This window comes from Janthinobacterium sp. SUN033 (assembly GCF_030397595.1).
Lineage (GTDB): Bacteria > Pseudomonadota > Gammaproteobacteria > Burkholderiales > Burkholderiaceae_D > Janthinobacterium > Janthinobacterium kumbetense.
The window spans coordinates 639,114-662,531 of the sequence record NZ_JAPQNV010000001.1 but is presented as its reverse complement, the minus strand read 5'-3'; the positions used below and the strand labels follow the sequence as shown (position 1 = coordinate 662,531).

At 63.5% G+C, this 23,418-nt stretch carries 24 protein-coding genes; 7 read left to right on the top strand and 17 right to left on the bottom strand.

Annotation, left to right across the window (positions count from 1 at the left end; translation table 11 throughout):
- Window positions 1–2 precede the first annotated feature (2 nt).
- The 4 genes from OX460_RS03110 to OX460_RS03095 all read right to left on the bottom strand — a co-directional run bounded on the left by OX460_RS03110 (window position 3) and on the right by OX460_RS03095 (window position 4,883).
- Window positions 3–2,177 carry a hypothetical protein gene (locus OX460_RS03110; protein ID WP_289897609.1) on the bottom strand — a complete coding sequence of 725 codons (2,175 nt, stop codon included), beginning with the start codon at window positions 2,175–2,177 and terminating at the stop codon, window positions 3–5.
- Window positions 2,174–3,523 carry a hypothetical protein gene (locus OX460_RS03105; RefSeq protein WP_289897608.1) on the bottom strand — a complete coding sequence of 450 codons (1,350 nt, stop codon included), beginning with the start codon at window positions 3,521–3,523 and terminating at the stop codon, window positions 2,174–2,176. The genes OX460_RS03110 and OX460_RS03105 overlap by 4 nt, the downstream gene beginning before the upstream one ends.
- A gap of 4 nt (window positions 3,524–3,527) precedes the next feature.
- On the bottom strand, window positions 3,528–4,253 hold the full coding sequence (locus OX460_RS03100; RefSeq protein ID WP_289897607.1) for a hypothetical protein: 726 nt from the start codon (window positions 4,251–4,253) through the stop codon (window positions 3,528–3,530).
- Window positions 4,254–4,316: 63 nt separating this feature from the next.
- Complete coding sequence (locus OX460_RS03095; protein ID WP_289897606.1) at window positions 4,317–4,883, bottom strand: hypothetical protein; 567 nt, start codon at window positions 4,881–4,883, stop codon at window positions 4,317–4,319.
- Window positions 4,884–5,295: 412 nt separating this feature from the next.
- Between OX460_RS03095 and OX460_RS03090 the strand changes: the two genes are divergently transcribed.
- Both OX460_RS03090 and OX460_RS03085 read left to right on the top strand, forming a co-directional pair.
- Window positions 5,296–7,098: a DUF1800 domain-containing protein gene (locus OX460_RS03090; RefSeq protein ID WP_289897605.1), complete on the top strand. Its 1,803-nt coding sequence runs from the start codon at window positions 5,296–5,298 to the stop codon at window positions 7,096–7,098.
- A 9-nt stretch (window positions 7,099–7,107) separates the two neighbouring features.
- Window positions 7,108–8,553, top strand: a complete 1,446-nt coding sequence (locus tag OX460_RS03085; protein ID WP_289897604.1) for a DUF1501 domain-containing protein — start codon at window positions 7,108–7,110, stop codon at window positions 8,551–8,553.
- On the opposite strand, the gene OX460_RS03080 is transcribed toward OX460_RS03085, so the two are convergent.
- Genes OX460_RS03080 through OX460_RS03065 form a run of 4 tightly spaced genes read right to left on the bottom strand, consistent with a single transcriptional unit; the run spans window position 8,550 to window position 10,699 of the window.
- Window positions 8,550–9,413, bottom strand: coding sequence for an intradiol ring-cleavage dioxygenase (locus OX460_RS03080; protein WP_289897603.1), 864 nt, complete (start codon window positions 9,411–9,413; stop codon window positions 8,550–8,552). The two genes, OX460_RS03085 and OX460_RS03080, sit on opposite strands and share 4 nt — an antisense overlap.
- On the bottom strand, window positions 9,371–9,535 hold the full coding sequence (locus OX460_RS03075; RefSeq protein ID WP_289897602.1) for a hypothetical protein: 165 nt from the start codon (window positions 9,533–9,535) through the stop codon (window positions 9,371–9,373). Before OX460_RS03075 ends, OX460_RS03080 begins: the two co-directional genes overlap by 43 nt.
- Window positions 9,536–9,538: 3 nt before the next feature.
- The gene (locus OX460_RS03070) at window positions 9,539–10,189 is read right to left on the bottom strand and encodes a hypothetical protein (protein WP_289897601.1); all 651 of its coding nucleotides are present in this window, start codon (window positions 10,187–10,189) and stop codon (window positions 9,539–9,541) included.
- Between the two features lie 15 nt (window positions 10,190–10,204).
- The gene (locus OX460_RS03065) at window positions 10,205–10,699 is read right to left on the bottom strand and encodes a Spy/CpxP family protein refolding chaperone (protein WP_289897600.1); all 495 of its coding nucleotides are present in this window, start codon (window positions 10,697–10,699) and stop codon (window positions 10,205–10,207) included.
- A 193-nt stretch (window positions 10,700–10,892) separates the two neighbouring features.
- On the opposite strand from OX460_RS03065, the gene OX460_RS03060 reads away from it, so the two are divergent.
- A complete protein-coding gene (locus OX460_RS03060; RefSeq protein WP_251348393.1) occupies window positions 10,893–11,582 on the top strand; it encodes a response regulator transcription factor in 690 nt (229 codons plus the stop codon).
- Window positions 11,583–11,584: 2 nt separating this feature from the next.
- Entirely contained in the window at window positions 11,585–13,078 is a 1,494-nt protein-coding gene (locus OX460_RS03055; protein WP_289897599.1) for an ATP-binding protein, read from the top strand.
- Between the two features lie 41 nt (window positions 13,079–13,119).
- Here OX460_RS03055 and OX460_RS03050 read toward each other — a convergent pair whose 3' ends face one another.
- The 5 genes from OX460_RS03050 to OX460_RS03030 form a co-directional block, all read right to left on the bottom strand.
- On the bottom strand, window positions 13,120–13,461 hold the full coding sequence (locus tag OX460_RS03050) for a FlxA-like family protein (protein WP_289897598.1): 342 nt from the start codon (window positions 13,459–13,461) through the stop codon (window positions 13,120–13,122).
- A gap of 121 nt (window positions 13,462–13,582) precedes the next feature.
- Window positions 13,583–14,152, bottom strand: coding sequence for a dCTP deaminase (gene dcd, locus OX460_RS03045; protein WP_034755486.1), 570 nt, complete (start codon window positions 14,150–14,152; stop codon window positions 13,583–13,585).
- 133 nt (window positions 14,153–14,285) lie between these two features.
- Window positions 14,286–15,086 (bottom strand): alpha/beta hydrolase, encoded by an 801-nt coding sequence (locus OX460_RS03040; protein WP_099667598.1) that lies wholly within the window; start codon window positions 15,084–15,086, stop codon window positions 14,286–14,288.
- A 58-nt stretch (window positions 15,087–15,144) separates the two neighbouring features.
- Window positions 15,145–15,840, bottom strand: coding sequence for an HAD family phosphatase (locus tag OX460_RS03035; protein WP_289897597.1), 696 nt, complete (start codon window positions 15,838–15,840; stop codon window positions 15,145–15,147).
- Between the two features lie 21 nt (window positions 15,841–15,861).
- The gene (locus OX460_RS03030; RefSeq protein WP_152252001.1) at window positions 15,862–16,623 is read right to left on the bottom strand and encodes a TSUP family transporter; all 762 of its coding nucleotides are present in this window, start codon (window positions 16,621–16,623) and stop codon (window positions 15,862–15,864) included.
- Between the two features lie 151 nt (window positions 16,624–16,774).
- On the opposite strand from OX460_RS03030, the gene OX460_RS03025 reads away from it, so the two are divergent.
- Complete coding sequence (locus OX460_RS03025; RefSeq protein WP_289897596.1) at window positions 16,775–17,707, top strand: LysR family transcriptional regulator; 933 nt, start codon at window positions 16,775–16,777, stop codon at window positions 17,705–17,707.
- A gap of 6 nt (window positions 17,708–17,713) precedes the next feature.
- Here the strand turns inward: OX460_RS03025 and OX460_RS03020 are convergent, their stop codons facing one another.
- Together OX460_RS03020 and OX460_RS03015 are read right to left on the bottom strand one after the other, a co-directional pair.
- On the bottom strand, window positions 17,714–18,472 hold the full coding sequence (locus tag OX460_RS03020) for a hypothetical protein (protein WP_289897595.1): 759 nt from the start codon (window positions 18,470–18,472) through the stop codon (window positions 17,714–17,716).
- A gap of 347 nt (window positions 18,473–18,819) precedes the next feature.
- Window positions 18,820–21,243, bottom strand: a complete 2,424-nt coding sequence (locus tag OX460_RS03015; RefSeq protein ID WP_289897594.1) for a DNA internalization-related competence protein ComEC/Rec2 — start codon at window positions 21,241–21,243, stop codon at window positions 18,820–18,822.
- A 183-nt stretch (window positions 21,244–21,426) separates the two neighbouring features.
- Here OX460_RS03015 and OX460_RS03010 point away from each other — a divergent pair, with 183 nt between their 5' ends.
- Window positions 21,427–22,260 (top strand): class I SAM-dependent methyltransferase, encoded by an 834-nt coding sequence (locus OX460_RS03010; RefSeq protein WP_289897593.1) that lies wholly within the window; start codon window positions 21,427–21,429, stop codon window positions 22,258–22,260.
- A 69-nt stretch (window positions 22,261–22,329) separates the two neighbouring features.
- Here the strand turns inward: OX460_RS03010 and OX460_RS03005 are convergent, their stop codons facing one another.
- Both OX460_RS03005 and OX460_RS03000 read right to left on the bottom strand, forming a co-directional pair.
- Complete coding sequence (locus OX460_RS03005; protein WP_143451532.1) at window positions 22,330–22,512, bottom strand: hypothetical protein; 183 nt, start codon at window positions 22,510–22,512, stop codon at window positions 22,330–22,332.
- Complete coding sequence (locus OX460_RS03000) at window positions 22,509–22,859, bottom strand: hypothetical protein (RefSeq protein ID WP_289897592.1); 351 nt, start codon at window positions 22,857–22,859, stop codon at window positions 22,509–22,511. Before OX460_RS03000 ends, OX460_RS03005 begins: the two co-directional genes overlap by 4 nt.
- A 24-nt stretch (window positions 22,860–22,883) precedes the next feature.
- Here OX460_RS03000 and OX460_RS02995 point away from each other — a divergent pair, with 24 nt between their 5' ends.
- Window positions 22,884–23,204: a hypothetical protein gene (locus OX460_RS02995; RefSeq protein WP_289897591.1), complete on the top strand. Its 321-nt coding sequence runs from the start codon at window positions 22,884–22,886 to the stop codon at window positions 23,202–23,204.
- Window positions 23,205–23,418: the final 214 nt, after the last annotated feature.

Below are 23,418 nucleotides of genomic sequence, written 5' to 3'. Positions count from 1 at the left end.
TCCTAGACGCTGCGCAGCTGCTGGCTCAGGCGCTGGCGCAGCAATACCGAGGGCATCGTCGCTTCGATCGCCGGGTCGCTGCTGTCGACGGACAGGTCGACCCCGGTGGCGGCGCGGTAGCCGTGGATATAGCCCTGCACTTGCGGGCGCCAGAAGCGCGCCCAGTTGAACGCCTGCGTGGGTTCGTAGATGTCGCTCCAGTTGCCATAGCGCACGGAGAGCAGCAATTGCTCGCCAAAGATGGCCAGGTTACGGAAATGCATCACGCTCGTATCCGTCCAACCCTGCAGTTTCTTCATGGCATCGACCCGGTCCATCCACGGTTCCGGATACGCCACCATCACGCGCGTCGGCAAGAATTCGCGGAATTCGGGCCGCGCCAGCATCCATTGCTGCATCAGCATCTCGATACGCGCCGTCGACGGCAAGTCGCCGAACTGGTTGTGCGCGCCCTGCGACAGGATCAAATGGATTTCCTTCAAGGCATTCAGCACGGGGAAGGCATCCGCCTTCACGGTGGTGTCGTCATCCTGCTTGTAGAACGAGGTGAGCAGGCGCAGCAGGTGGTGGAACGCTTCCAGGAATTTGGAGCGGCTGTCGGCCGGCCGGAAGTGCTGCACTGCCTTGCCGTCCAGGCGCACACCGTAGTGATGGTCATACTCATAGTTGCGGCGTACCACGGTCAGCCGGTGCTGCTCATCCTGGGTGTAGCCCCAGAGCAAGTTATTCAGCGGGCGCAGCATGTCGATTTCCGTGTTCGACAAGGGGTCCAGGCCGCCGCCGGGGGCGCGCAGGTTCTGGAAGCGTTGCGCGATGGCGTTCATGGTCTGCACCAGCATGCCCTCTTCGTGCCAGTACGACCAGATCAGTTCCAGCAGGCAAGGGTTCGCCAGCTTTTCCTGGATGATGCCAAAGCACAGGTCCACTTCCCCCTCCTGGCCGCGCGGGATGCTGATGGGGATGTCGGGCAATTTGCGCCGGATCACGGCCAGGTAGGGCAAGGTCTGGAAGCCGTCGATGTTTTCCAGGTAATCGTTGCGCAGCACGGTTTCCAGGTCGCGCCCCTGGGGGATGTCGCGCCGGTCCAGATAGGCGTTGTCTTCGGCCGGATTGAAGGCCAGCGGCTGGTTCAGCACGCCGCAATTGACCATCACGAACGCTTCCGTCGCCACTTTCAGCACGCGGTAGGAGTCCGAATCGGAGAACGGCAGCGCGCGGCGCTGCTTGAGCTGCTGGAACATGTCGGCCTTCTTGACGAAGCGCTCCTGCTCGAAGCCGCGCACGGCGGCCAGGTCGCCGCAAAACAGGCTGTCCATGAAATGCAGGTAATTTGTAAACGACATCGCCTCGGTGCTGTTGCGTATCAGGGTCCACAGGGGCAAGTCTTCCGTCGGTTCCGTTTCCGTGCGCGTCAGCGACACGCCCACATTGCCCGAGATGGGCTGCGGCTGGCGCTCTTCCGTCTCGTATTCCGCATCCACGGCCAGCATGGCGTTCGGACTCAGCCCTTCCGGCACGGGCAAGGCGCCGCGCAGGTCGGGCCGCTGCGACAGCATCATCTGCGCCATGAAACGGTGCATGCCGGCGCGCCGCACGGGTGTGGAAAAGGCGTTCGGCGTGCCGCGCATGGGCACCCATGGCGCGGCCGCCAGCACCTGCACCTGGTCGCGCCCGTCGGCGCTTTGATCGCCGTCAAACGAGACGGTGGCCACGGCGCGGTCGCCCACCCTGCCAAAATTGCAGTCGCTGGGATGGCAGTCCGGCGTTTCGAAGGCCAGCCCCACCTGCGGGTTGAGCTGCGGCTTGAAGCACAGCACGGCGCTGCAGCCGGCCTGCACCGTCACGCACTGGGGCGCCGTGGCGGGGAAATTGCCATACACGCCCACGTAGCTGCCCGTCGCCAGGTCGGCAAACACGGTGCTGCCACGGCCATCCGTCCAGCGCACGCCCACCAGCATGGCGGGGTCGGCTTGCCAGGCGGCAGCGTTGAAATCATGGCAGTCGGCGTCGGCGCCCCGGTACAGGCTGATCGCGGCATTGACGACCATGGCCCCGCTGTCCTGCTCGTGCACGGTGACGACGATGCTGCCGCCCTGCTGTTTCGGGTTCGCCTGGCCCGCCGCCCCGCTCCTGCTGCCCATCTTGCCACCCATATTGCTGCTCATCTTGCTGCTCATGTCATTCTCCTCAATGGATAATCAAACGGCTTGCCGGACCGGCGGCCATGCCGCACGACATCTGCGCACAGCTCCGACGTGTCCAGGGTGCTGCGCAGGGCCCAGTGGGTCAGCAAACGCCCCAGCAGCTCGCTTTCGTCTTCCGGGCTCAAGGTGCCGCTGGCGCGCGCCTGGCCCAGCACGGCGAACACCAGGGTCGGCGTCGCCTGGTACATCTGCGCCGGCGCCAGGGTCCAGCTACGAAACAGCTGCGCCAGCATGGCCGGCTGGCGCGTGTGCGCGGCCATGGCTTCGACCAGCGAGCCGCCGCGCAAGGCCGGCGGCCGGTGCTGCACCAGCAAGCCCACCAGGGCATCCATACTGGCCTGCAACTGTTCCAGCAGCCGCTGCCGGGCCGGCGGCAGGCCGGCCAGCGGGTAGTACGATAGCCACAGCTGTTCCAGGCGGTCCCACTGCGGATGCGGATACAAGGCCCGTCCCATGGCGCAGCTCAGGCGCACCCGCAGCCATGGCACCGGATGGGGATCGTCGATATTGAGGCGGAAGACAAACACGCGCGGCAGGCTGACCACGCCGATCAGGCCCAGGGTGGCGGCCACGCCGACCCGCGCCAGCGACCAGAAGTCGGCCACGATCTCGGAAATCCACCGCTCCCACAACTGCCACACATGCACCAGGCCGCTGCCGCCGTGCTGCATGGCCTGCAACACGGGCCGCAAGGACGCCACCAGGTCCAGCAGCGCCGCGCCCTGGTGGCCGATCTCGTGCACCAGCGACGAGGCGATGCCGCTGCCGATCATGCGTTCGCGCGGCAGGCGGATGATGGCGACGGGATTGTCGCCGCCGCCCGGCAGGCGCGTGCGCGCACGGCGGATGGCCGCGCCCGGCCCCCGGTCCAGGTAGCAGATCACGGGCGGCGCCTGGTAGACATCGCCGGGCAGCGCCAGCGCATCGGCGGCAACGATGTCGAGGCCGGCCAGCCACACGCCCGTCTTGTGCTCGCTGCGCTGGGTGATGACTTCGTTGAACAGGTCGAACTGGGTCAGCGCGGCATTGAATTTCAGGCGCAGGAAAGTGAAGCGGCGCTGGGCCTCGGCGGCCGTGGCCATGCTGGCGCCGTCGGCGCGCTCGCGCCGCAGCCACCACTGGAACTGGGCCACCATGCGCCGCAAGGCGCGCCGGCCCTGCACCAGCTGGCTTTCGATGGCCGACTGGGCGCTGGGCATCAGGGACGCCGCCAGCACCGTCGGCTCGATCAGCGCAAACGGTTCCAGCCGCGCCAGCCGCGTCAGCAGCGAGCGCGCCTCCTGCTCCAGCATCCAGGCTGCATAAGCGCCGATGGCCATGATGTCACACGCCGTACAGGACGATCTTGTGGCCCTGGCGCGCCCAGCGGCCGCTGGATGGGCGCATGCCGGCGCCGCTGCGCACGCCGGCCGGCGCCACGCCCCCCGCAGCTGCGCCGCTGCCGTTCTGCGTGGCGACCTGGCCGCCCGGCCGGCCCAGCAGGCCTGGCGCGAACTGGCGCGCCGCCGCGCTGGCCGCCGCCTGGGCGATGGCGCGCGGGTCGCCATTGCCGCGCGCTTGCGCGGCGCGGTTGACGGTATCGGCCGCCAGGCGCACGAACTGCTTGGCGCCCTCGAATTCGCGGTCTTCGTTCGACGACGCTTCCGCTTCCAGCCCCAGGGCGCTGCCGGCGGCCGAGGCCAGGCCGCTGCCGATCTTGGCGCCCAGCGGGCCGCCGAAATAGCCGCCGATGGCGCCGCCCGCCAGGGGAATGGCCTTCTTCGCCACGCCCTTGAGCACGCCGCCGATCGCTTGTCCCACGGGCGACTTGATGATACCGCCCGCCACGGAGGCGGCCTTGCGCAGGAAATTGCCGAGAAACTGTTCCAGTTCGGCTTCATTGCTGACCGACAACAGTTCATTCGCCAGCTCCATCTCCTCGTCCTCGGAAAACATGGCGCTCGCGCCGCCCTCGCCGCTCCACTCGCCCTGGCCAAACTCGAACTGTTCCGCTTCAAAGCCGGACATTTCCTGTCCGTATTCCAGGGTCGTACGATCCAAGTCATGCATGATGAACTCCTCAAAGTTAGCACCTCGGTTGACACAACAGTGCCGGACGCAGCAGCAGCCCGGCTAACAATCGAGCACGACGATGTGCCCGCCCTCGCGGCGCCAATGGCCACCGTCCCGTCCCGGCATTTGCGCCGCCTGCCTGAGCAAGCCTGGCGCCGCGCGGCGTGCCACTTGCAGCAGGGCCGCGTCCACCCGCGTCCTGGGGTCGCGCGCGCCCAGGACGCCGTCCTGCGCCAGGGCCGCGTTGACGGCATCGATCAGCTGCACGACCTGGCGCGCCAGTTCGAATTCCTTGTCTTCCGGGCTCAATCCTTCCAGTTCCATGCCGAAGATGGCCGCAGCGCGCCGCTTGAGCGCCTGCGGCGAGCCACCATGCAGGGGCAGCAAGGGCGCCACCACCTTGCCCAGCAACTGACGCAGCGGCCCTTCCAGCGGCGTGCCGCGCACTTGCTGGCCCGCCGCAGTGGTGCCCAGCTGGCGCGCCAGGAAAGCATCGAATTGGGCCGGCCCCTGCAATTCCAGCAACTGCGCCGCCAGCGCCAGCGCATCTTCCTGCTGCAGCGGCAGCATGCCCGGCGCTTCAGGCAATTCCATTTCGGGACGATAGGCGAGCAGGCGGCTGGTCATGACAGGCTCCGGTGAAAGGCGGGCGGGTGGCCCATGCCTCCCTGACGCAAGGGCCATGCCAGTCCGGCGCAGGGGAAGAATGGGACAGGATGGCGAACGGCGTTTCGCCGATAGCGTAAAAACCATGGTTTCCGGCGAAGCGGGTTTCGTTGTCAAGATGAGCTTTCAAACAAGCTTAATTGGCAGGAATGATTACGTCGCCTATCCGCCACAGTGCTCGCTATCGGCAAAAAATATTTTTCATTTTTAAAAAGAAAACTTCGCGCTACCCCGCCAAAAACACCACCAATATCATGCCAACGGACGATAAAAATAAACGTGGCCAACACGTAAATAGTTAATTGGAAACAGGATTTTGGTAGGCAAGCCCTACAATTAATGGGCCAGAATTTGATTGCCTGAAAGAAACTAAATGATAGACCCTACCTTGCGCCGTTTATTGGCCATCACATTACTCAGCCTGCTTGCCGCCTGCGGCGGTGGCGGCGACAGCAAGACCGGCGCCACCCAGAACCCGGACATATCGGTCGTGCCGCCCGCGACCACCGCCCCCGGCGATCCGGCCACCCCCGGCACCAAGCCGGGCGACACCATCCCGCCACCGCCCCTGACCACGCCCCCGGCCAACCAGACAGCCACCTTCACGCGCGCGGAAGCGTCGCGCTTCCTGGGCCGCGCCACGTTCGGGCCGGACATGGCGGCCATCGACGCCCTCGCCGCCAGCGACAGCGACGCCTGGTTCCGCGCGCAGTTTTCCAAGCCGCAAACCTTGCACCGCAAATATATCGACGCCAAGTATCCCGTTGCGGGCGCGGCGGCCACCAAGGCCGTGCCGAACGACTTTTACGAGTCGTTCTGGCAGCAAGCCGTGCGCGGCGACGACCAGTTGCGCCAGCGCGTGGCCTTTGCCCTGTCGGAAATCTTCGTCGTGTCCACGCAAAACGAGAGCGTATGGACGCAAACGCGGGGCGTCGCCAGCTATTACGACATGCTGGGGCAACATGCGTTCGGCAACTTCCGCACCCTGCTGCAGGGCGTGGCCACCCATCCGATGATGGGGCTGTACCTGTCGCACCTGCGCAACCAGAAGGAATCGGCCACGCGTACACCCGACGAGAATTTCGCGCGCGAAGTGATGCAGCTGTTTACCATCGGCCTGTACCAGCTGAATGCGGATGGTTCATTGAAAATGTCGGGCGGCAAGCCCATCGACACCTACACGCGCGACGATGTGGGCGGCCTGGCGAAAGTATTTACGGGCTGGAGCTGGGCCGGCCCGGACCAGGGTGCGAACCGTTTCTTTGGCAGCGTGGCCGATCCTGACCGCGACTGGAAACCGATGCAGAACTATGCGGCGTACCACTCCACCAGCGAAAAGCGCTTCCTGGGCGTGAGCGCGGCGGGCGCCGCCGGCGGCGAAGCGGACATGGCGCTGGCCCTCGACACCCTGTTCAACCATCCGAATGCCGGCCCCTTCTTCGGCCGCCAGCTGATCCAGCGCCTGGTGACCAGCAACCCCAGCCCGGCCTATGTGGGCAGGGTTGCGGCCGCCTTCGCCAACAATGGTTCTGGCGTGCGCGGCGACATGCAGGCCGTGATCCGCGCCGTGCTGCTCGACCCCGACGCGCTGGCGCCAGCCGGCAGCAGCCTGCGCACGGGCAAATTGCGCGAACCGCTTGTGCGTCTGGGCAACTGGATGCGCGCCTTTCACGCCAAGGATGCAGCCTTGCAGTACCGCATCTATTACCTGAGCGATCCACTGTCGGGGCTGGGGCAGAATCCCATGAACGCGCCATCCGTCTTCAACTACTTCCGCCCCTCGTACGTGCCGCCCAATTCGGCGCTGGCGACGGCGGGCCTGGTGGCGCCGGAAATGCAGATCACGTCGGAGCCATCCGTCACCGGTTACCTGAACTTCATGCAGGACGCCATCCGCGGCGGCGTGGCGGAAAACAGCGCCGTGCAAGCCGATTATTCGGCCGAACTGGCCTTGGCCGACCAGCCCGCCGCCTTGCTGGACCGGGTCAACTTGCTGTTAATGTCCGGCAATATGTCGTCCCGGCTGCGCGGCAAGATCCTGGCGGCCGTCACGAGCATCGCGATTCCCCCTGCCAGCGGCAGCAATGCCGCGCAAGTGACGACGGCAAAAACCTACCGCGTGCACCTGGCCATTTTCCTGGCCATGGCCTCGCCTGAATACCTGGTTCAAAAATAAGGAAGCAGCATGACCATCACCTCTCACTTCTCGCGCCGCCGCTTCCTCGGCTCCATGCTGGGCCTGGCCGGCAGCGCGGCCACGCCATTCGCCCTCAACCTGGCCGCCATGGGCCAGGCTGCGGCCCAGTCCGCCGACGACTACAAGGCCCTCGTCTGCCTGTTCATGACCGGCGGCAACGATTCCTTCAACACGGTGCTGGCCACGGACACGCCATCGTGGAGCGAATACCTGCGCCTGCGCAACACGGGCAGCAACGATTCGATCCACCTGCCCGGCGTCGGCGAAACGGGCGGCGTGCTGCCGATCACGCCCGCCACGGTGCAAACGGGCCGCAGCTTTGCCCTGCATCCCGCCCTCGCTCCCGTGAAAGACCTGTTCGACGGCGGCCGCGCCGCCATCGTTGCCAACGTGGGTACCCTGATCCAGCCCCTGACCCTGGCGCAATACAAGGCGGGCAATGTGGCGCTGCCGCCGAAACTGTTTTCGCATAACGACCAGCAATCGACCTGGCAATCGGGCTTGCCGGAAGGCGCCAGCATCGGCTGGGGCGGACGCCTGGGCGACCTGCTCGGCACGGGCAACGCGAATGCGACGTTTACGGCCATCTCGGCCGCGTCAAACGCGCTGTTCCTCAGCGGGCGCCAGGTGCGCCAGTTCCAGGTGGGCCAGGCAGGCGCCGTGCCGATCCGCAATATCGGCGGCGGCTACCTGTTCGGCACCACCGAGGGCGAGACGGCCTTGCGCGACATCATCAGCACGGCGGGCGACGACATGATGGAGCAGGAACACGTGGCGACGGTGCAGCGCGCCATTTCCAGCCAGAGCGTGCTGAGCGGCGCCATGCTGGCGGCCGGCGCGGGCGGCGTGCCCAATCCGCCGCCCTACATCAACCCGAACACGGGCGCGTCCAGCGTCAACCAGCTGGCCGTGCAATTGCAGACGGTGGCGCGCATCATCGGCGGGCGCGGTCCCCTGGGGGCGAAACGGCAAGTGTTTTATGTGACCCTGGGCAGCTTCGACACGCATGACCGCCAAAAGGAATTGCATGGCGACCTGATGGCGCGCCTGGCGCACGCGCTCGCGTATTTCGACGCGACCCTGGCCACCCTGCAGGGCGCCGACGTGCGGCGCCAGGTGACGACGTTTACGGCGTCGGACTTCGGCCGTACCTTCAGCAGCAACGGCGACGGCACGGATCACGGCTGGGGCGCGCACCACTTTGTCGTGGGCGGCGCCGTGAAGGGCCGCGACATCTACGGCGCCTTCCCCGCCACGGGCCTGGGCCATGAGCTGGACGTGGGTTCCGGCTCCCTGCTGCCGACCACCTCCGTCGACCAGTATGGCGCCACCCTGGCCAAATGGTTCGGCGTGGCAGACAGCCAGCTGGCCGACGTGTTCCCGAACATCGGCAACTTCAGCCGGCGCGACCTGGGTTTCATGACGGCAACTTAACCGTTCACGGCCACCGTCAGGGTCACCACATAACCATCGGTGGCATTGCCCGTCACCGTGGCCATCTGCAAGCTGGTGCCGTCGGCAAAGACATTGTCGGCGGCATAGCTGATCTGCGCCAGGTTGCGCACGCTGGCCGTGTAGCCGCTGGCCGCGTAAGCCTCGTTCAGCGTTGCCATCGGGAAGGTAAACTGCGACGTCTTGATGCGGTTCACGGCGCTGGCCGCCTTGGCCAGGCTGGGATAGACCTCGAAATGCACGTGCGGCATGCGTCCCGCGTAGCAGCCGGGAAAGATGGTGGTGAAGGCAAGGTTGCCCGTGCTATCCGTTTCCTGCACGCCGCGCAAATAATTTTGCGCCGTCACGCCGCTCGAATACAGCGAATACAGGCCGTCGCGGTCGCAATGCCACAGATAGACGGCGTAGCCGGCCAGGCTGGCGCAGCCGCCGCTGGCGTTGAGCAACTGCAAATTGATGGTCAAGGGCACGCCTGCCGCCACGCCAGTGGCGCCATTGAAACTGGCGCGGATATCGCTGCGCACGACGCCCGTCTGGTTCAGCACGTTGATGATGCTGCCGCCATTCGTGTTCGTGCCATCGGCCGGATACGGCCCGCCCGTTTCCTCGGGAATCACCGTGCAGGCGCCCGCGGTCGGTATCGTGACGCTGCCGGCGCCGCCGGACGTACCTGTGACGCCGCCGCTCGCGGCCGTGCCGCCGGCGTCCGAACCGCCGCCGCAGCTCATCAACGGCAAGGTGGCGGCGCCCGCCAGCAGCCAGCGCAGGACTTGCCGCCGTTCAAACGCCTGTTGCCGCATCATTTCGAGGTCGGATGCCAGACCGTGATCATGTAAGTCCATATGTATTCCATCAAATAGGGCAAGCTCGCCAGGGCAGGACTCAGGCTGGCGCACAGGAACAGCGCCTGCGTGGCCCGTTGCGCGAGCGCCTTCCTGACGGCAATGGCGAGCTTGCGTTCCATGGCTCAAGCCGTTGTATCGACCAGGTTGCCGCTGGCGGACAGGCTGCCGCCCGCACTCGCCGCGCCCAGGCTGCCCGACAGCGCCTGCAGGAAACTGCTCAGTTTGCTGCTGCTCGCGCCGCCCTCATCGCCGCCCAGCGCGCTGAGCAGGCTGGCAAAGCTGGACTGCAAGTCCGTCACGCTGCCGTCCGCGCTCTGCGCGCTGTCGCTGCCATCGCTGCCGGATGACGAGAGTTTTTGCAGCAGGCTTTGCAAATCCGACTCGATATTGCCGGGGCCGCCGCGCGCGCCACCGCCGGGTGGCGGCCCCGAAGGCGGCTCTACCCCCTCTTCTTGCCCGCCAGCACCGCCACCGCTCTGCGCATGCAGGCTGCCCATCAGCTGGTGCAGGAAGGCGCCCAGCGCCTGGCCCGCGTCGCCGCTGCCGGCGGCGCTGGCGCCGTCCGTCGCGCTATCGCCGTCGCTGGCATCGACCGTCACGCCGATCGATGACAAGGCGCTGGAAATAGCGTCGAGAAATGCGCCATCGTCGGGTTTTGACGGCCGCGTACCGCCCGCGCCGCTGGTACTGCCGGTATTGCTGCCGCCGCCCAGGCGGCTGAACGCGCTCAGCTGGCTGGCGGCGCTGGTCGAACTCAAGGCACTGATGCTCATCTCGCTCTCCTGTGCTTATTGGGGACGGCGCGGGCCGGGGCGGCTGTCGCCCCGCTGCTGCGCCTGCTTGCGCTGTTCCGGCGTCAGCACGGCCAGCAATTGCTGCTCCAGCCGCGCCTGCTGCAAGCTGATCTGCGCCATGGCTTGCGCCGCCGTGCTGGCCAGCGCGCTGGCCTTCGCATCGTCATAGGCGCTGGACGAGGCCAGCGCGCGCAGTTGCGCATGAGCCTTGAAGGCGATTTTTTCCTGTTCCCGCAGCAAGGGCGCCTGGGCATAGGTGGCGGCGAAAATCTTGTCCTGCTGCGCTTCGCTCAAGTCGATGCCGCGCAGGAATGGCGGCAAGCCCGGCGCACCGGGTCCGCCGGGTCCGTGAAGCAGGCCGGGCGGCGGCCCTTCCATGGCGCGCGCTGGCGGGCCGTCCGGCGCAGCTTCTTGCTGGGCCAGCGCCAGCAGCGGCATGCTGCAGGCGGACAGCAGCAACAGGGATATGGCAATACTCAGGTATTTCATCGGGCTTTCCTTTCGTGGCGATCAGCCCTGATTGTGGGCGTCTGGCATGTAAAGCAACGTTAGGGCGGCGTAAAAGCGTGTAAAGGAAGGTGCGCAAATGTAAGCGGACGTATGTAAAAGCGGGTAAAACCGCCCTGAACGGCCCCCTTTGACTGCTATCATCGGGCGATATTCACCCGAAAAAAGCACAGGCATGAGCAAGGTTTTGTTAATCGATGACGACGTGGAACTGGTCGGCATGTTCCAGGAATACCTGACGCAGGAAGGTTTTGACGCCCGCGCCGTGCATGACGGCGAAAGCGGCGCGGCCGAGGCGCTGACGGGCCTGTACGCCATCGCCATCCTCGACGTCATGATGCCGCGCATGAATGGCCTGGAAACCCTGCGCCGCATCCGCGCCGGCAGCAACCTGCCCATCCTGATGCTGACGGCGCGCGGCGACGATACGGACCGCATCGTGGGCCTGGAGCTGGGCGCCGACGATTACGTGACAAAACCGTGCACGCCGCGCGAGCTGACGGCGCGCATCCGCGCCATCCTGCGCCGTGCGCAAGCGGCGCCGCAGGACACGTCGGGCCTGGCGCCGCTGACCGTGGGCCAGTTGACGATGTGGCCGGAACAGCGCCGCGTTGCCTGGGCCGGCGCGCACCTGGAGCTGACGAGCACGGAATTCAACCTGCTGGAAGTGCTGGTGCGCCATGCAGGCAAGCCCGTGAGCAAGAATCAGCTGTCCGAACTGGGCCTGGGCCGGCCCATGGCCCGCTTCGACCGCAATATCGACGTGCACTTGAGCAGCCTGCGCCGCAAGCTGGGCAGCCTGGCCGATGGCCGTTCCTGCCTGCAAACCGTGTACCGTCTCGGCTACCAGCTGATCAAGGAGTAAGCGTGGGCCGTCTGTTCTGGAAGTTTTTTCTGTGCATCATGCTGGCGCAAGTGACGGCCACCATCGGCATCGGCGGCACCTTCTGGCTGAAAAACCGGGCCGCGCAGCAGGAACGGGCCCTCGACATCGACACCAGCCCGCCCGCGCAAATGATCATCGAGGCCGCCAGCGCCACCGTGGAAGCAGGCGGCAGCCAGGCCTTGCGGCAATTCCTGGGCAAGCTCGAACGCATGCGCGTGTTTGCTGTCGATGCCAAAGGGCAAGAATTGATGGGCCGCACGGTGCATCCCGCCATGCTCGCCAAGGCACGCGCCATGCTGCAACAAAGCCAGGCCCATCCCGTCGTGCGCGACGTGGCCGGCAGCGACGGCAAGCGCTATCTGCTGTTCCTGCCCTCGTCCGAACGCTTCCGCAATGCCGAGGCGGGCGCCGCGCGCGACACGCTCAACGCCGTCACCCTGAGCGGCCCGCGCGCCATGGGACCAGGTCCACGGCCCAGCGAAGCGGGCGCCCCGCCGCCACGCGGCGAATTCGGCCGCGGCATGCCGCCCGGCCCGCGCATGGACAGCCCCTACCGCACCTTCATTCCCCTGGCCGCCGCCATCGCCGCCAGCCTGCTGTTCGCTTTTTTGCTGGCCTGGTATTTTGCGCGCCCCATCCGCGACCTGCGGCAGGCATTCGAGGCCGCCTCGCACGGCAACCTGGCGCCGCGCTTTCACGCCAGCGGCAAGCGCGGCGATGAATTGACGGACCTGGGACGCGATTTCGACCGCATGACGGGCCGTTTGCGCAGCCTCATGGACAGCCAGAGGCGCTTGCTGCATGATGTCTCGCATGAGCTGCGCTCGCCGCTGGCGCGCTTGCAGGCCGCCATCGGCCTGGCGCACCAGCAGCCGGACAAGATGGCCGCCTCGATGCAGCGCATCGAACGCGAAAGCGAGCGCATGGATAAACTGATCGGTGAACTGCTGACCCTGTCGCGGCTGGAAGCGGGCGCCGGGCAAGCGGGCGCGGGGCACGCGCACAGCGAAGACGTCGGCATCGCCGACCTCGTGCACGACATCGTGGACGACGCCCGCTATGAAGCCAGGGCGCGCCTGATGGGCATCGACCTGGCGGTCGACGCTGCCATGGCCGACGCCTGCGTCACGGGCCAGCCCGAACTGCTGGCGCGCGCCGTGGAAAACGTGGTGCGCAATGCTGTCAAGCACAGTCCCGACGGCGGCACGGTCGATGTCGAGCTGTCGCGCCAGCATGATTGCCTGCGCATCGCCGTGCTGGACCGGGGACCCGGCGTGGCCAGCGCCGACCTGGCCCGCATTTTTGAACCATTCTTCCGCGCCAGCAATACCCAGCACAGCACGGACGGCCATGGCCTGGGCCTGGCCATCGCCCAGCACGTCATCAACGCCCATGGCGGCCGCATCGGGGCCAGCTTGCGCAGCGGTGGCGGACTGTGCGTGGAAATGTTGTTGCCCGTCAAAACGCCAGGCTGACCTGTCGGCGAGCCTGGCGTCTTTTACGCGCGGAGTTGCTGTTACGCCTGCGTATCGATGATGCTGCCCAGGGTGGACGAAGTCGATTTGGCCGGGCTCGTCGCCGTATCGGCGCTGCTGGCCGGCTGAGCATCTTGCTGCGCCGCTTTCTGCGCGGCGGCAGCTTGCAACTGGGCAATTTGCGCCTGCAAGGCCTGGATTTGCTGCGCCAGTTGCTGTTGCAGCTTTTGCGACGCCTCCGTCTGCTCGCCCTTCTGCGACTCCGTCAACTGCTTTTGCGCCGCCGTGATCTGCTTTTGCAGCGCCGCGATCTGCGAACTGCTGCCCGAACTGGCGCTACTGGCCGCGCTGACCGCGCTGCCTGAACCGATTGCCGCTACCATGATGCCTCCTCAGTGTTTCGATACCAAGGTTAACGGCAAGCATGGGCGCAGATATAGTGCCGCAGGTGTAAAGGCAGGTAAAGACAGGGAAAGACGGCTGGCGCCCCTCCCTTCACCGCAATCAGGTCTTGGGTAGCGTTACGCCGACCTGGCCCTGGTATTTGCCGCCGCGGTCCTTGTACGACGTTTCGCACACTTCATCTGACTCGAAGAACAGCACTTGCGCCACGCCTTCGTTGGCGTAGATTTTCGCCGGCAGCGGTGTCGTGTTGGAAAACTCCAGGGTCACATAGCCTTCCCACTCCGGTTCGAACGGGGTGACGTTGACGATGATGCCGCAGCGCGCATAGGTGCTCTTGCCCAGGCATATCGTCAGCACGTTGCGGGGAATGCGGAAATACTCGACGGTGCGGGCCAGCGCGAACGAATTCGGCGGGATGATGCAATAGCCCTTGCCGGACACGTCGACGAAATTGTTCGCGTCGAAATCCTTCGGATCGACGATGGTGGTATTGATGTTGGTGAACAACTTGAACTCGTCGGCGCAACGGATGTCATAGCCATAGCTGGACGTGCCGTAGGAAACGATGCGGTTGCCGTCGCGTTCCTTGACCTGGCCCGGTTCGAACGGCTCGATCATGCCCGTTGTTTCCGCCATGCGGCGTATCCATTTATCGCTTTTAATCGTCATCGCAGGGGTATCTTTCTAGAATATCGGAATGGCTGGGGCCGCACGCCTGCTGCAGGCGTGGCCCGGATGGCAGGATTTTACGCGAAAATCCGCCACTTTTGGCCCTTGCCCGCTGAAAATCCTTGCCAGTCGGCTAGTGTTTAGCCAACAGCGAGGTGATCATCTCGCGCACCACTTGCGCCGTCAGTTCCGGGTTTTCCATGGGAAACAGATGCCCGCCCGGCACCTGGCGGAAAAATTTGCCGACCAGCTTGCGCGTGGCCGTCAAGCCCGCCTGGCGGCATTCCACCGATTCCGTGCCGCCGATAAAACCGATGGGCACTGGAAATCCGTCCTTAACGAGACCGCCGATGTGGTGCGGCAAGCTGCGGTAGACCTGCGTCTCCACTTCGCGCGTAAAGCGCAGCTGCACCCCGTCCGGATGCGGCGCCAGGCCGCTGTCGATGTAATCGCGCAAGACTTGCGGCGCCCAGATGGCGAACATGTCCTTGGCGGCAAAATGCTCATACGCAGCTTGCGCATCGGGCCACAGCTTGCGCCGCCGGGCGGAAAAACGGGCGGGAGAGTAACGCTCGCCCAGTGCCGTGTTGCGCGCCAGCCGCACCAGCAAGGCGCGCCAGCCCGCCACCACGGGCGAATCGAGCAAGACCACGCAGCGCACCAGGTCAGGCCGCTGCTTGGCCACCATGACGCTGAGCATGCCGCCCAGCGAATGGCCGACGAGGATCACGGGCGCGCTGTAGCGGCGCTCCAGGTCGTCGATATACTCGCGCACCAGCTCTGGCCAGCCCGTGCTGACGGGGTATTCTGGATCGTGCGCATGCATGTCGAGCGCCTGCACGGTGTAATGCTGTCCCAGCAAGCCAAACAGCTTGCGGTAAGTGCCGGCTGGATAACTGTTGGCATGGGCAAAGTGCAGTTGCGGGAGGGTCATCGTGGGTCGGTGCCGGTGAATGCGATAAACAATTGTAATGGCATGCCGGCAAGACGTATCAGAGGAAGGACTCTAATTGCCGGGGCGTATGGGCCATGCCGGGCACGAACGCCGCCAGCACTTCGCCCAGCTCGGCGTTTGAATCCACGACGCAAAAAGCGTCGTCGAACGCGTAATGACGATTCATGGGATTGCGCACGACGATGCATTCCAGCCCGGCCGCGTTGGCGGCGCGCAAGCCGCGCGGCGAGTCTTCCACGGCCACGCAGTCGGCGGCGGCCAGGCCCAGGCGCTGCAAGCCCAGCTGGTAACCGTCGGGCGCCGGCTTGCTTTCGCCATACATTTCACGCGTGAGCACGAAATCGAAGTGGCGCAACAAGCCCGTGGCCGCATGGCTGATCCGGAAATGCTGCTCGTAGGCACTGGTGACCACGCCCATGGCCACGTGCGGGCGCAGCGCCGCCAGCACGTGCCCGATACCGGGCATGGCCAGCTGGCGCGCCTGGCGCAGGCGCTGCGCGAACAGCGCGGTGCGCTCGGCCCGCAAGCGCTCGACCAGCTCGATCCCATGGCCCTGCCCCAGCAGCACATGCCAGGCGCCGTAGTTATTGTCCAGGAACCAGTCAAAGAATTGCTTCGGCGTCAGGTCTATGCCGTAGGGCAAGAGCAAGTCGCGGTTGCTTTCATAAAACAGCTGCTCGGTATTGACCAGCACGCCATCGTTGTCCCACAGCACGCCCTGGATGGTTTTCATGGCTTGTTGTCGTTCAGAAACTTACTTGAAGAAGATGTCGTAGGACAACTTGACGATCAGTAGCACCAGCAACACGAGGAACAGAATGCGCACGAAGGCGGCGCCGCGGCGCACGGCGATCCAGGTGCCCGTCAGGGCGCCCAGGATGTTGCACACAGCCATCGGTGCAGCCACGGCATACACCACGTGACCGGCGGGAATGAAGAAGGCCAGCGCGGCCACGTTGGTGGCGATATTCACCAGTTTCGAGCAGGCCGAAGCGAGGATGAAATCGAAGCCGAAGACGCGAATGAACAGGAAAATCAGGAAACTGCCCGTGCCCGGCCCGAACAGGCCGTCATAGAAGCCGATGGCGCCGCCGATGACGATGGCGAGGATGCGTTCGCGTCCACCGATGGGGCGCGCTTCGCGTGTCGTGCCGAAATCCTTCTTGATGAAGGTGTAGATGGCCATGATGATGATCAACACCAGCACCATGGGGCGCACGACCTGCTGCGGCACATACGACACGGCGGCCGCGCCGATGAAGGACATGACAAAGGCACTGGCCACGGCCGGCAACACCAGCAGCCACGGGATGTGCACCTTGCCGACAAACGAGCGGGCGGCAAACGTGGTGCCGCAGGCGGACGCCAGCTTGTTCGTGCCCAGCAGGGAGGTCGAGGCCATGTTCGGCATCAGGTTGAACAGGGCCGGCAGCTGTATCAGCCCGCCCCCGCCCACGGCGGCATCGATCAGGCCGGCAAAGAAGGCAAATAAACACAGCAGCGAGATGGTCAGCATGATAGGCAATGAGGAATGGGCGACAGCGGCAGTATAGGCGCCGTGGATTTTTCCGGATGCAACTTCATATTGCGGAAAACGCAATCAGGCGTAACGCTTGACGGAATGCGCCCCGTACGGTCTACTGGCCTCTTTTGCCGGGAGTCACGCGATGTCGATGAAACTGATGTGGGAGATCCGCGCCTTTTGCACCGTGGTGGAAAAGCGCAGCTTCATCCACGCGGCGCGCATGCTGGGGCGCTCGCCGTCGGCCGTCACGCGCGCCATCCAGTTCCTCGAAGACGCCATCGGCGCCGAGCTGATCCTGCGCACGCAAAAGCAGTTCACCCTGACGACGGCCGGCGAAACGTATTACGCGTCGGCCAAGCACTTGCTGGAAACGCAGGCCGAGGCGGAAGACCAATTGGCGGAGCTGAGCAATTCGCCGCAAGGCTGGGTGCGCCTGTCGGCGCCGGAAATCCTGTCGCTGGGCTTTCTGCCGAAAGTGGTGGCGCAATTTTCGCGCGACTACCCGAACGTGTCGGTGGACATCCATTTCTCGGACAAATCCATCGACCCCATCCAGGAAAAGCTGGACTTCGCCATCCGCGGCGCCTTTCCCCAGTCCAGCGAACTGATCGGCTACCCCCTGTGGAATTACCGGCGCTACATGTACGCCTCGCCCGACTATATAGAACGCATGGGCGCGCCCGGGGAACCGGAAGAGCTGGCCGGCCACGACATCATCATGCACTCGGCCCCCCGCATCCTGCGCGACTGGCATTTCGTTTCCAGCGAACGCAACGTGCGCTACCAGGTGCAGCCCCGTTTCCGCTTCACTTCCGGCATCGCCACCTTCCAGGCGGCCCTGGAAGGCGCCGGCATCGTGCGCCTGGCCAGCTGGCTGGCGGAACCGGCCGTGGCCAACGGCACCCTGCGCAGGGTCTGCACGGCGTACCGCCTCACGTCATCGAAGGAGCTGGACCCCAGCATTCATGCCGTCTACGGCACGTCGAGGATGGCCAAGGGGGCAAGGCTGTTTCTGGAGTATGTAAAAAAAAGAGGGATGGAGATACCTGACGAGCGAACCAGACAAGCAAAATAATTATGTTTAAATAGTCGTATCTTCCTGCAATCGCCGCTCAAATATCGTTCCTATCAGCCAAACACATGCTGCAGGAAACATCCATAAAAACAGAAAGCCAAATAGGATTTGAAAAAATTCGCCCGATGACATAGAAGCATCTGAATTATTTTCCGCAACTCCACTGATCGTAAACAAAACCACCGCCAGAAAAATTTCCAATACAACAATGAGAAAAGAATTTCCGTGTTCACGAAGATGACGATATGAATCAGCAAGCCCCAATTCTTCAGCCTTAATTCTTTTCTTCGCCAATACCTTATAGAACTTATACATCGCACTTGAATTCTTAATGCAAAAAAACACACCTACAACCTGAAACCAAAGTACTAGAGAAGTAATGAGCATAACCGACCAATAGAATGACGACCACCCACCACCATAGCCAAATAAAAACAATATCGAAAATGGTATTATGAAATTAAATAGCGAAATAAAGAAATCAACCCAACCAGAAAAAAATTCTAGCCTAATCAGAAAACGACTAGCATGAAACACTAAAATAGGAGCACTTGCAATATAGCAATAAGTCATCCCATACGCCGCTAGAAGAACTATCTGAGGCATTTCAATTTTCCCGTCGGCTGTCAGGAATAACATGGGCCTAAGTGCTTCAATTTTTGAAGCCAGAAAATAAAAAATAGCCCCACCAACCACTGTCCCCATAGCATATCGCACCGCATAAAATCCCCACCAACTTCCCGAATCATTACTTTGCGAACTCATATCATCCCTAATAATTATATTTTCCAAGCCAATAGATTAGCACTATTTCATTAATTTTTACTTCTCACCATTACAACCTCCCCTCCGACGTCACCATCAGATATTGCGAATTTTAAACATTTCTCCCTTTACTGAGTGAATTGTCTAGCTTTACCATTTCCAAAATCAAGATTTCACCTTCACCTCGACGCGACATAAAAATACCCACAAAAATCGTCATCATCTAAAATATCACACCATTTTAACTTGACATTAAATTTTTTGATACTTTATTTCATTGAATATATCGATTACGATATTTTCATTTCAAAAATAAATGCAAATAACGGTGAGTGAAAGCATATCCACTAGCGCCCATGCCAGTACCGCGGCCGGCTGGCCCGATACCGCGTCACAGCTACCCCCTCCCCAAACGCCAGCACCACCGCCCCCTCCACATCCGTGCGCAAGCGGGTAATGCCCATGTCGCCATAGCGCGCATACACCTGCGCCTTCGGATGTTTATAGCGGTTGCGGTGCCCCACCTGGAAAATGGCCAGGGCCGGATGCACGGCGCTCAAAAACGCCGGCGTGGAAGACGTGCCGCTGCCGTGGTGCGGTGCCAGCAGCACGTCGGCCGCCAAGTCGCCCTCCATCGAGCGCGCCAGTAATTGCGCTTCCTGCGCCGCTTCGATATCGCCGGCCAGCAAGATGGCATGCTTGCCTGCCGTGATTTTCACGGTGCAGCTGCGGGCGTTCGGCGTCAAGCTGATGTCCGTATGGCTGGCGGGCAAGGGGTGCAACATGGCGAAATGCACGCCTTCCCAGGTCCAGCTCTGGCCCGCCACGCAATGCAGATACGGGAGCCGGGCTTGGCGCCGAGCCTCAATGGCCGGGTGGCCGTCGAACAGGGACGAGGCCAGCCAGCCCACTTGCACGTTTTCCAGCAAGGATACGGCGCCGCCCGCGTGATCGAGGTCGCTGTGGGAAATGATCACACCGTCGAGCCTGGCGATGCCGCGCGCGCGCAGGTAAGGCACGATGACCCTGCTGGCGCCATCGGAATCGAGACTGTAGGCGGGACCCGCGTCATACAGCAGGCGGTGACCGTGCGTTTCCACCAGCACGGCCATGCCTTGTCCCACGTCAAAGGCAGTCACCCACAACTGGCCCGGCGGCGGGCTGGACGGCAAAGCTGTCAGCAGGGGCAGCCAGCCCAGCATGCCGGCCCAGCGATGGGGCCATCCCCGTGGTGCCAGCAGCCATGCCGTGCCGAACAATGCCCAGCAAAAACTCCACATTGGCGGCGCGGGCGCCGTCCACACGGCAAAGCGGCGCGCACCCAGCCAGTCCAGCACCTGTGCCAGCATCTGCACGATGGCGTGCGCCAGCAGCAACAGTCCATCGGACAGGGGCGCCGGCAGCAGGCTGCCCGCCAGCGACAGGGGCGTGACGACCAGGCTGATGACGGGGATGGCCAGCGCATTGGCGACGGGAGAAACCAGCGACACTTGCGAGAACAGCAGCATCGTCAACGGTACCAGCCCCACCGTCACCACATACTGCGTGTGCGCACCGAGCGCCACGGCCGCGCGCAGGCGGCGCCAGCGTCCCGCCTGCTGCGGCAAGGGCACTGTGGTGCGGCCTGCCGTCGCGTACAGCATGGTGGCGACGGCGCCGAACGACAGCCAGAAGCCGGGCCACAGCACGGCCCACGGGTCGAGCAGCACCACCACGCCCAGCGCCAGGCACAGGATATGGCCGATGCTGGTGATGCGCCCCAGCCACAGGGCCAGCGCCACCACCAGCAACATATACAAGGTGCGCTGCGCAGGCACGCCGAAGCCGGCGAGCAGCACATACAGGAACGCTGCCAGCGCGCCGGCCAGCGCCGCCACCTTTTGCGCCGGCAGCCGCAAGGGCAGTTGCCAGTCGGTAAAAAACGAGCGCCGCCACAGCGTGCCCGCGCCCAGGGCGAACAGTCCCGCGATCATCGTGATGTGCAAACCCGAGATGGAGATCAAGTGGCTCACACCCGTGCGGTTGAATACTTGCCAGTCCGACTGGGGGATGGCGCGCTGGTCGCCCACCACCAGCGCCACGATCACGCCCGCATACTGCCTATCTTCCAGGCTGCGCAGTATGCGTGCGCGCAAGGCCGCGCGGCTCGCTTCCACCACGTTGCCGAAGCCGGGCACGAAGGCAGCCAGGCGCACGTTCGGCGTATCGGCGCGCGGCTGCGGCCGCACATAGCCCGTTGCGCGCACGCCCTGCTCCAGCAGCCAGGCCTCGTAGTCGAAGCCCATGGGATTCGCATTGCCGTGCGGACGCTGCAGCCGCACGGTGAGGCGCCAGCGCTCGCCCGGCTGCACGTCGCCCACCTCGTTCGTCACTTCATCGCGAAAACCCGCGTACCAGGACAAGGCGATCAAGCGAGGAACCTGCACGCCAACCGCCTTCTCCACGGCAAAATTAAAACGCACGCCCTGCTCGAAACGGTACGGCAGGCTGGCGACGGTGCCCGTGACAACAATATCCTGCCCTTCATCGGCCAGCGCCAGCTGCGGCGCCATGGCGGCCTGGGCCAGCCAGGCGGCCCAATAAAAGCCCAGTCCTACGCCAGCGGCGAGCACAACAGCAGAACGCCAACGCGCGTGACGGCGCAGCGCCACACTCGCTGCCCACCCTGCGCCCGCGATCCCCCACAGCAGCACGCCCGCATGCGGCGGCAAGCTTGCCTGCGTCTGCAACCAGGCGGCGCCAGCGGCAAAGCCGAGTATCAGGGTGCGCATGGGAACTCGACGCGAAAGGGATTCAGCTACTGTGCCCTTTCCCACTTTTTGCCCTCTGATCTGGCGCAATGGTGGCGTGGATAAACGCGGCCCTGCACGCCATCCGCCGCCACCGCTGGCGACACTTTCCGCATGCTAAGATGGCCATCCGGCGTTAAGGCGCCATGACTTTGCGAACCTTGCATGACACCACTGACTGCGGCCGAAACCTATTTGCAGGACTTTCATCAAAGGCAAGTGGGCGTCACCAGCGCCGCGTTTTCCCATCTGCCGGCCAGTTCCCGCGCCCGCGGCTGGGCCTCGTCCTACGACGTGCTGACCAGCCTGATACCAACCGCGGACACGCCATTGAGCGTGCTCGACCTGGCCTGCGGCGATGGCCATCTGCTGAGTTTGCTGGCAGCCAGGCGGCAGCCCCGGCTACAATTGCTCGGCGCCGACATGAGCGAAACGGAACTGGCTGCCGCGCGCGCAGCCCTGCCCGCTTCCGTGCGGCTGCTGCTGGGACGCGCCCAGGCGCTGGACCTGCCATCGGCCAGCGTCGATTATCTCGTCTCGCACATGGCGCTGATGCTGATGGACGACATCGAACAAGTCGTGCGCGAAATGCGCCGCGTGCTGCGTCCCGCTGGCCAATTCGCGGCCATCGTCGGCCGGACATTCTTGCTGGGCGAAGTCAACGACGTTTTCATGCGCGTGTTCAAGCCGATCGCCAGTGACGCGCTGCCAAGCATGCGCTTCGGCGACCGGCGCGCTGGATCGGAAGCGGGCTGGCGCGAACTGCTCGATACCGGTTTCGCAGACGTCGCGTTTGACGATATCGACGTGCCATGGACGCCAACGCCGGGCGAATTGTGGACCGCCCTGCTGGACACCTACGATATCGACCGCCTGGATGACGGCGCCAGGCGGCGCCTGCGCAGCGCGCTCATGGAGGCCATGGCGCCGCTGCAAGACGGCGATGGCAAGATCGCCACCGGCTGGGGCCTGCGCCTGGTACGCGCGCGTGCCGCCTGAACTGCCATCGACGCCATGGCTTGCTGGTGTCGATGGCAACAGGCTACGCTAGCGGGCTGCGCTCTCCTGTCAATTGCAGCCTTGCTGGCAGGCGGACCGCTCGGCGCCGCACTCGGCTTGAGACGTACCGCTGGCAATGCAAGCCCGCCATTCGGCGGCGCAGGCGCTATAGCAGCTGGCAAAGGCTGGCGTCGCAGTCACGGCTAAACCGAGACCGGTCGCAAAAAGAAACGCAGCGAGCTTTTTATTCATGGTGTTCTCCTCAAGTCGGATGGCTGATGAATCCCTGCGCGCGCCATCCTCCGGCGCAGGGCCACATACACAGGTATGTCCTGGTTCATCGCTAGCTGGCTGTGCGTCAGCGCGAAGTGGAAATCCTGGAGACAGGCGCGCCCTTTCGCGCAATAAGGACAGGTCTGCGTGCCATACACAACAACCTTGGTGGCGGTGCCGGCAAAATACGCGCTGCGATTCCTTTCGCCATACGCACGCTGCAGCCGTTCATATAAATTCGGCACGCCCCAGCCGATAGCAAGACCGCCAGCGAAAATAATGCCGCATATCGCCGTCGATTTCAGATGTTTTTGAAAACATGCCAAAATTCCCTCGAAAAATCTGAGGCCATGATCAGCTCACCATTATTAATTGTCAAGATAATTCAATTCATTTCACCCCGCTGCACAATTGCTCATGCAATCAACATTGCAGGCGCGGTTCGCTCACTGTGTGCCAGGTTGAATTTCAAATCTGCAGTCTCGGTGGCCGTCATCGGCGCGCCGGCTGCCGCTGGCGCCATTGGAACAACGCGGCGTTTATTCATTGCCGATGCACGCAAGCGAATATGTGCAAGCCTGCCCCGCAAAAAAACAATCTGCACGCCATGCAAATATCGTCGCCATGCGCTGATAGAAACAGACTCTCTGTCACCATCAATGTTAAGATAATTTAGATTCCACAATTAAATTAAAAAAATTAAACATTATTAATAAAAATATATTTGATAATTTTTCAGCCGGATATAAGCGCAACAGGCAAAAACCGGCAAGCGCAAACCGTCAGATATCGCCTGCCCATTTCGCATCCAGGCAACCTGATTCGCGATACCGTGGAAGCGCTGTTTTCCACGCTTGCCGGAAGCTTATCCAGCCCAGGTATCAC

Excerpts from the sequence above, each read along its gene's own strand:
- OX460_RS03110 (WP_289897609.1), bottom strand. The coding sequence starts at position 2,177 with ATGAGCAGCAAGATGAGCAGCAATATGGGTGGCAAGATGGGCAGCAGG.
- OX460_RS03105 (WP_289897608.1), bottom strand. The coding sequence starts at position 3,523 with ATGGCCATCGGCGCTTATGCAGCCTGGATGCTGGAGCAGGAGGCGCGC.
- OX460_RS03100 (WP_289897607.1), bottom strand. The coding sequence starts at position 4,253 with ATGCATGACTTGGATCGTACGACCCTGGAATACGGACAGGAAATGTCC.
- OX460_RS03095 (WP_289897606.1), bottom strand. The coding sequence starts at position 4,883 with ATGACCAGCCGCCTGCTCGCCTATCGTCCCGAAATGGAATTGCCTGAA.
- OX460_RS03090 (WP_289897605.1), top strand. The coding sequence starts at position 5,296 with ATGATAGACCCTACCTTGCGCCGTTTATTGGCCATCACATTACTCAGC.
- OX460_RS03085 (WP_289897604.1), top strand. The coding sequence starts at position 7,108 with ATGACCATCACCTCTCACTTCTCGCGCCGCCGCTTCCTCGGCTCCATG.
- OX460_RS03080 (WP_289897603.1), bottom strand. The coding sequence starts at position 9,413 with ATGGACTTACATGATCACGGTCTGGCATCCGACCTCGAAATGATGCGG.
- OX460_RS03075 (WP_289897602.1), bottom strand. The coding sequence starts at position 9,535 with ATGGAACGCAAGCTCGCCATTGCCGTCAGGAAGGCGCTCGCGCAACGG.
- OX460_RS03070 (WP_289897601.1), bottom strand. The coding sequence starts at position 10,189 with ATGAGCATCAGTGCCTTGAGTTCGACCAGCGCCGCCAGCCAGCTGAGC.
- OX460_RS03065 (WP_289897600.1), bottom strand. The coding sequence starts at position 10,699 with ATGAAATACCTGAGTATTGCCATATCCCTGTTGCTGCTGTCCGCCTGC.
- OX460_RS03060 (WP_251348393.1), top strand. The coding sequence starts at position 10,893 with ATGAGCAAGGTTTTGTTAATCGATGACGACGTGGAACTGGTCGGCATG.
- OX460_RS03050 (WP_289897598.1), bottom strand. The coding sequence starts at position 13,461 with ATGGTAGCGGCAATCGGTTCAGGCAGCGCGGTCAGCGCGGCCAGTAGC.
- dcd (WP_034755486.1), bottom strand. The coding sequence starts at position 14,152 with ATGACGATTAAAAGCGATAAATGGATACGCCGCATGGCGGAAACAACG.
- OX460_RS03040 (WP_099667598.1), bottom strand. The coding sequence starts at position 15,086 with ATGACCCTCCCGCAACTGCACTTTGCCCATGCCAACAGTTATCCAGCC.
- OX460_RS03035 (WP_289897597.1), bottom strand. The coding sequence starts at position 15,840 with ATGAAAACCATCCAGGGCGTGCTGTGGGACAACGATGGCGTGCTGGTC.
- OX460_RS03030 (WP_152252001.1), bottom strand. The coding sequence starts at position 16,623 with ATGCTGACCATCTCGCTGCTGTGTTTATTTGCCTTCTTTGCCGGCCTG.
- OX460_RS03025 (WP_289897596.1), top strand. The coding sequence starts at position 16,775 with ATGTCGATGAAACTGATGTGGGAGATCCGCGCCTTTTGCACCGTGGTG.
- OX460_RS03020 (WP_289897595.1), bottom strand. The coding sequence starts at position 18,472 with ATGAGTTCGCAAAGTAATGATTCGGGAAGTTGGTGGGGATTTTATGCG.
- OX460_RS03015 (WP_289897594.1), bottom strand. The coding sequence starts at position 21,243 with ATGCGCACCCTGATACTCGGCTTTGCCGCTGGCGCCGCCTGGTTGCAG.
- OX460_RS03010 (WP_289897593.1), top strand. The coding sequence starts at position 21,427 with ATGACACCACTGACTGCGGCCGAAACCTATTTGCAGGACTTTCATCAA.
- OX460_RS03005 (WP_143451532.1), bottom strand. The coding sequence starts at position 22,512 with ATGAATAAAAAGCTCGCTGCGTTTCTTTTTGCGACCGGTCTCGGTTTA.
- OX460_RS02995 (WP_289897591.1), top strand. The coding sequence starts at position 22,884 with ATGATCAGCTCACCATTATTAATTGTCAAGATAATTCAATTCATTTCA.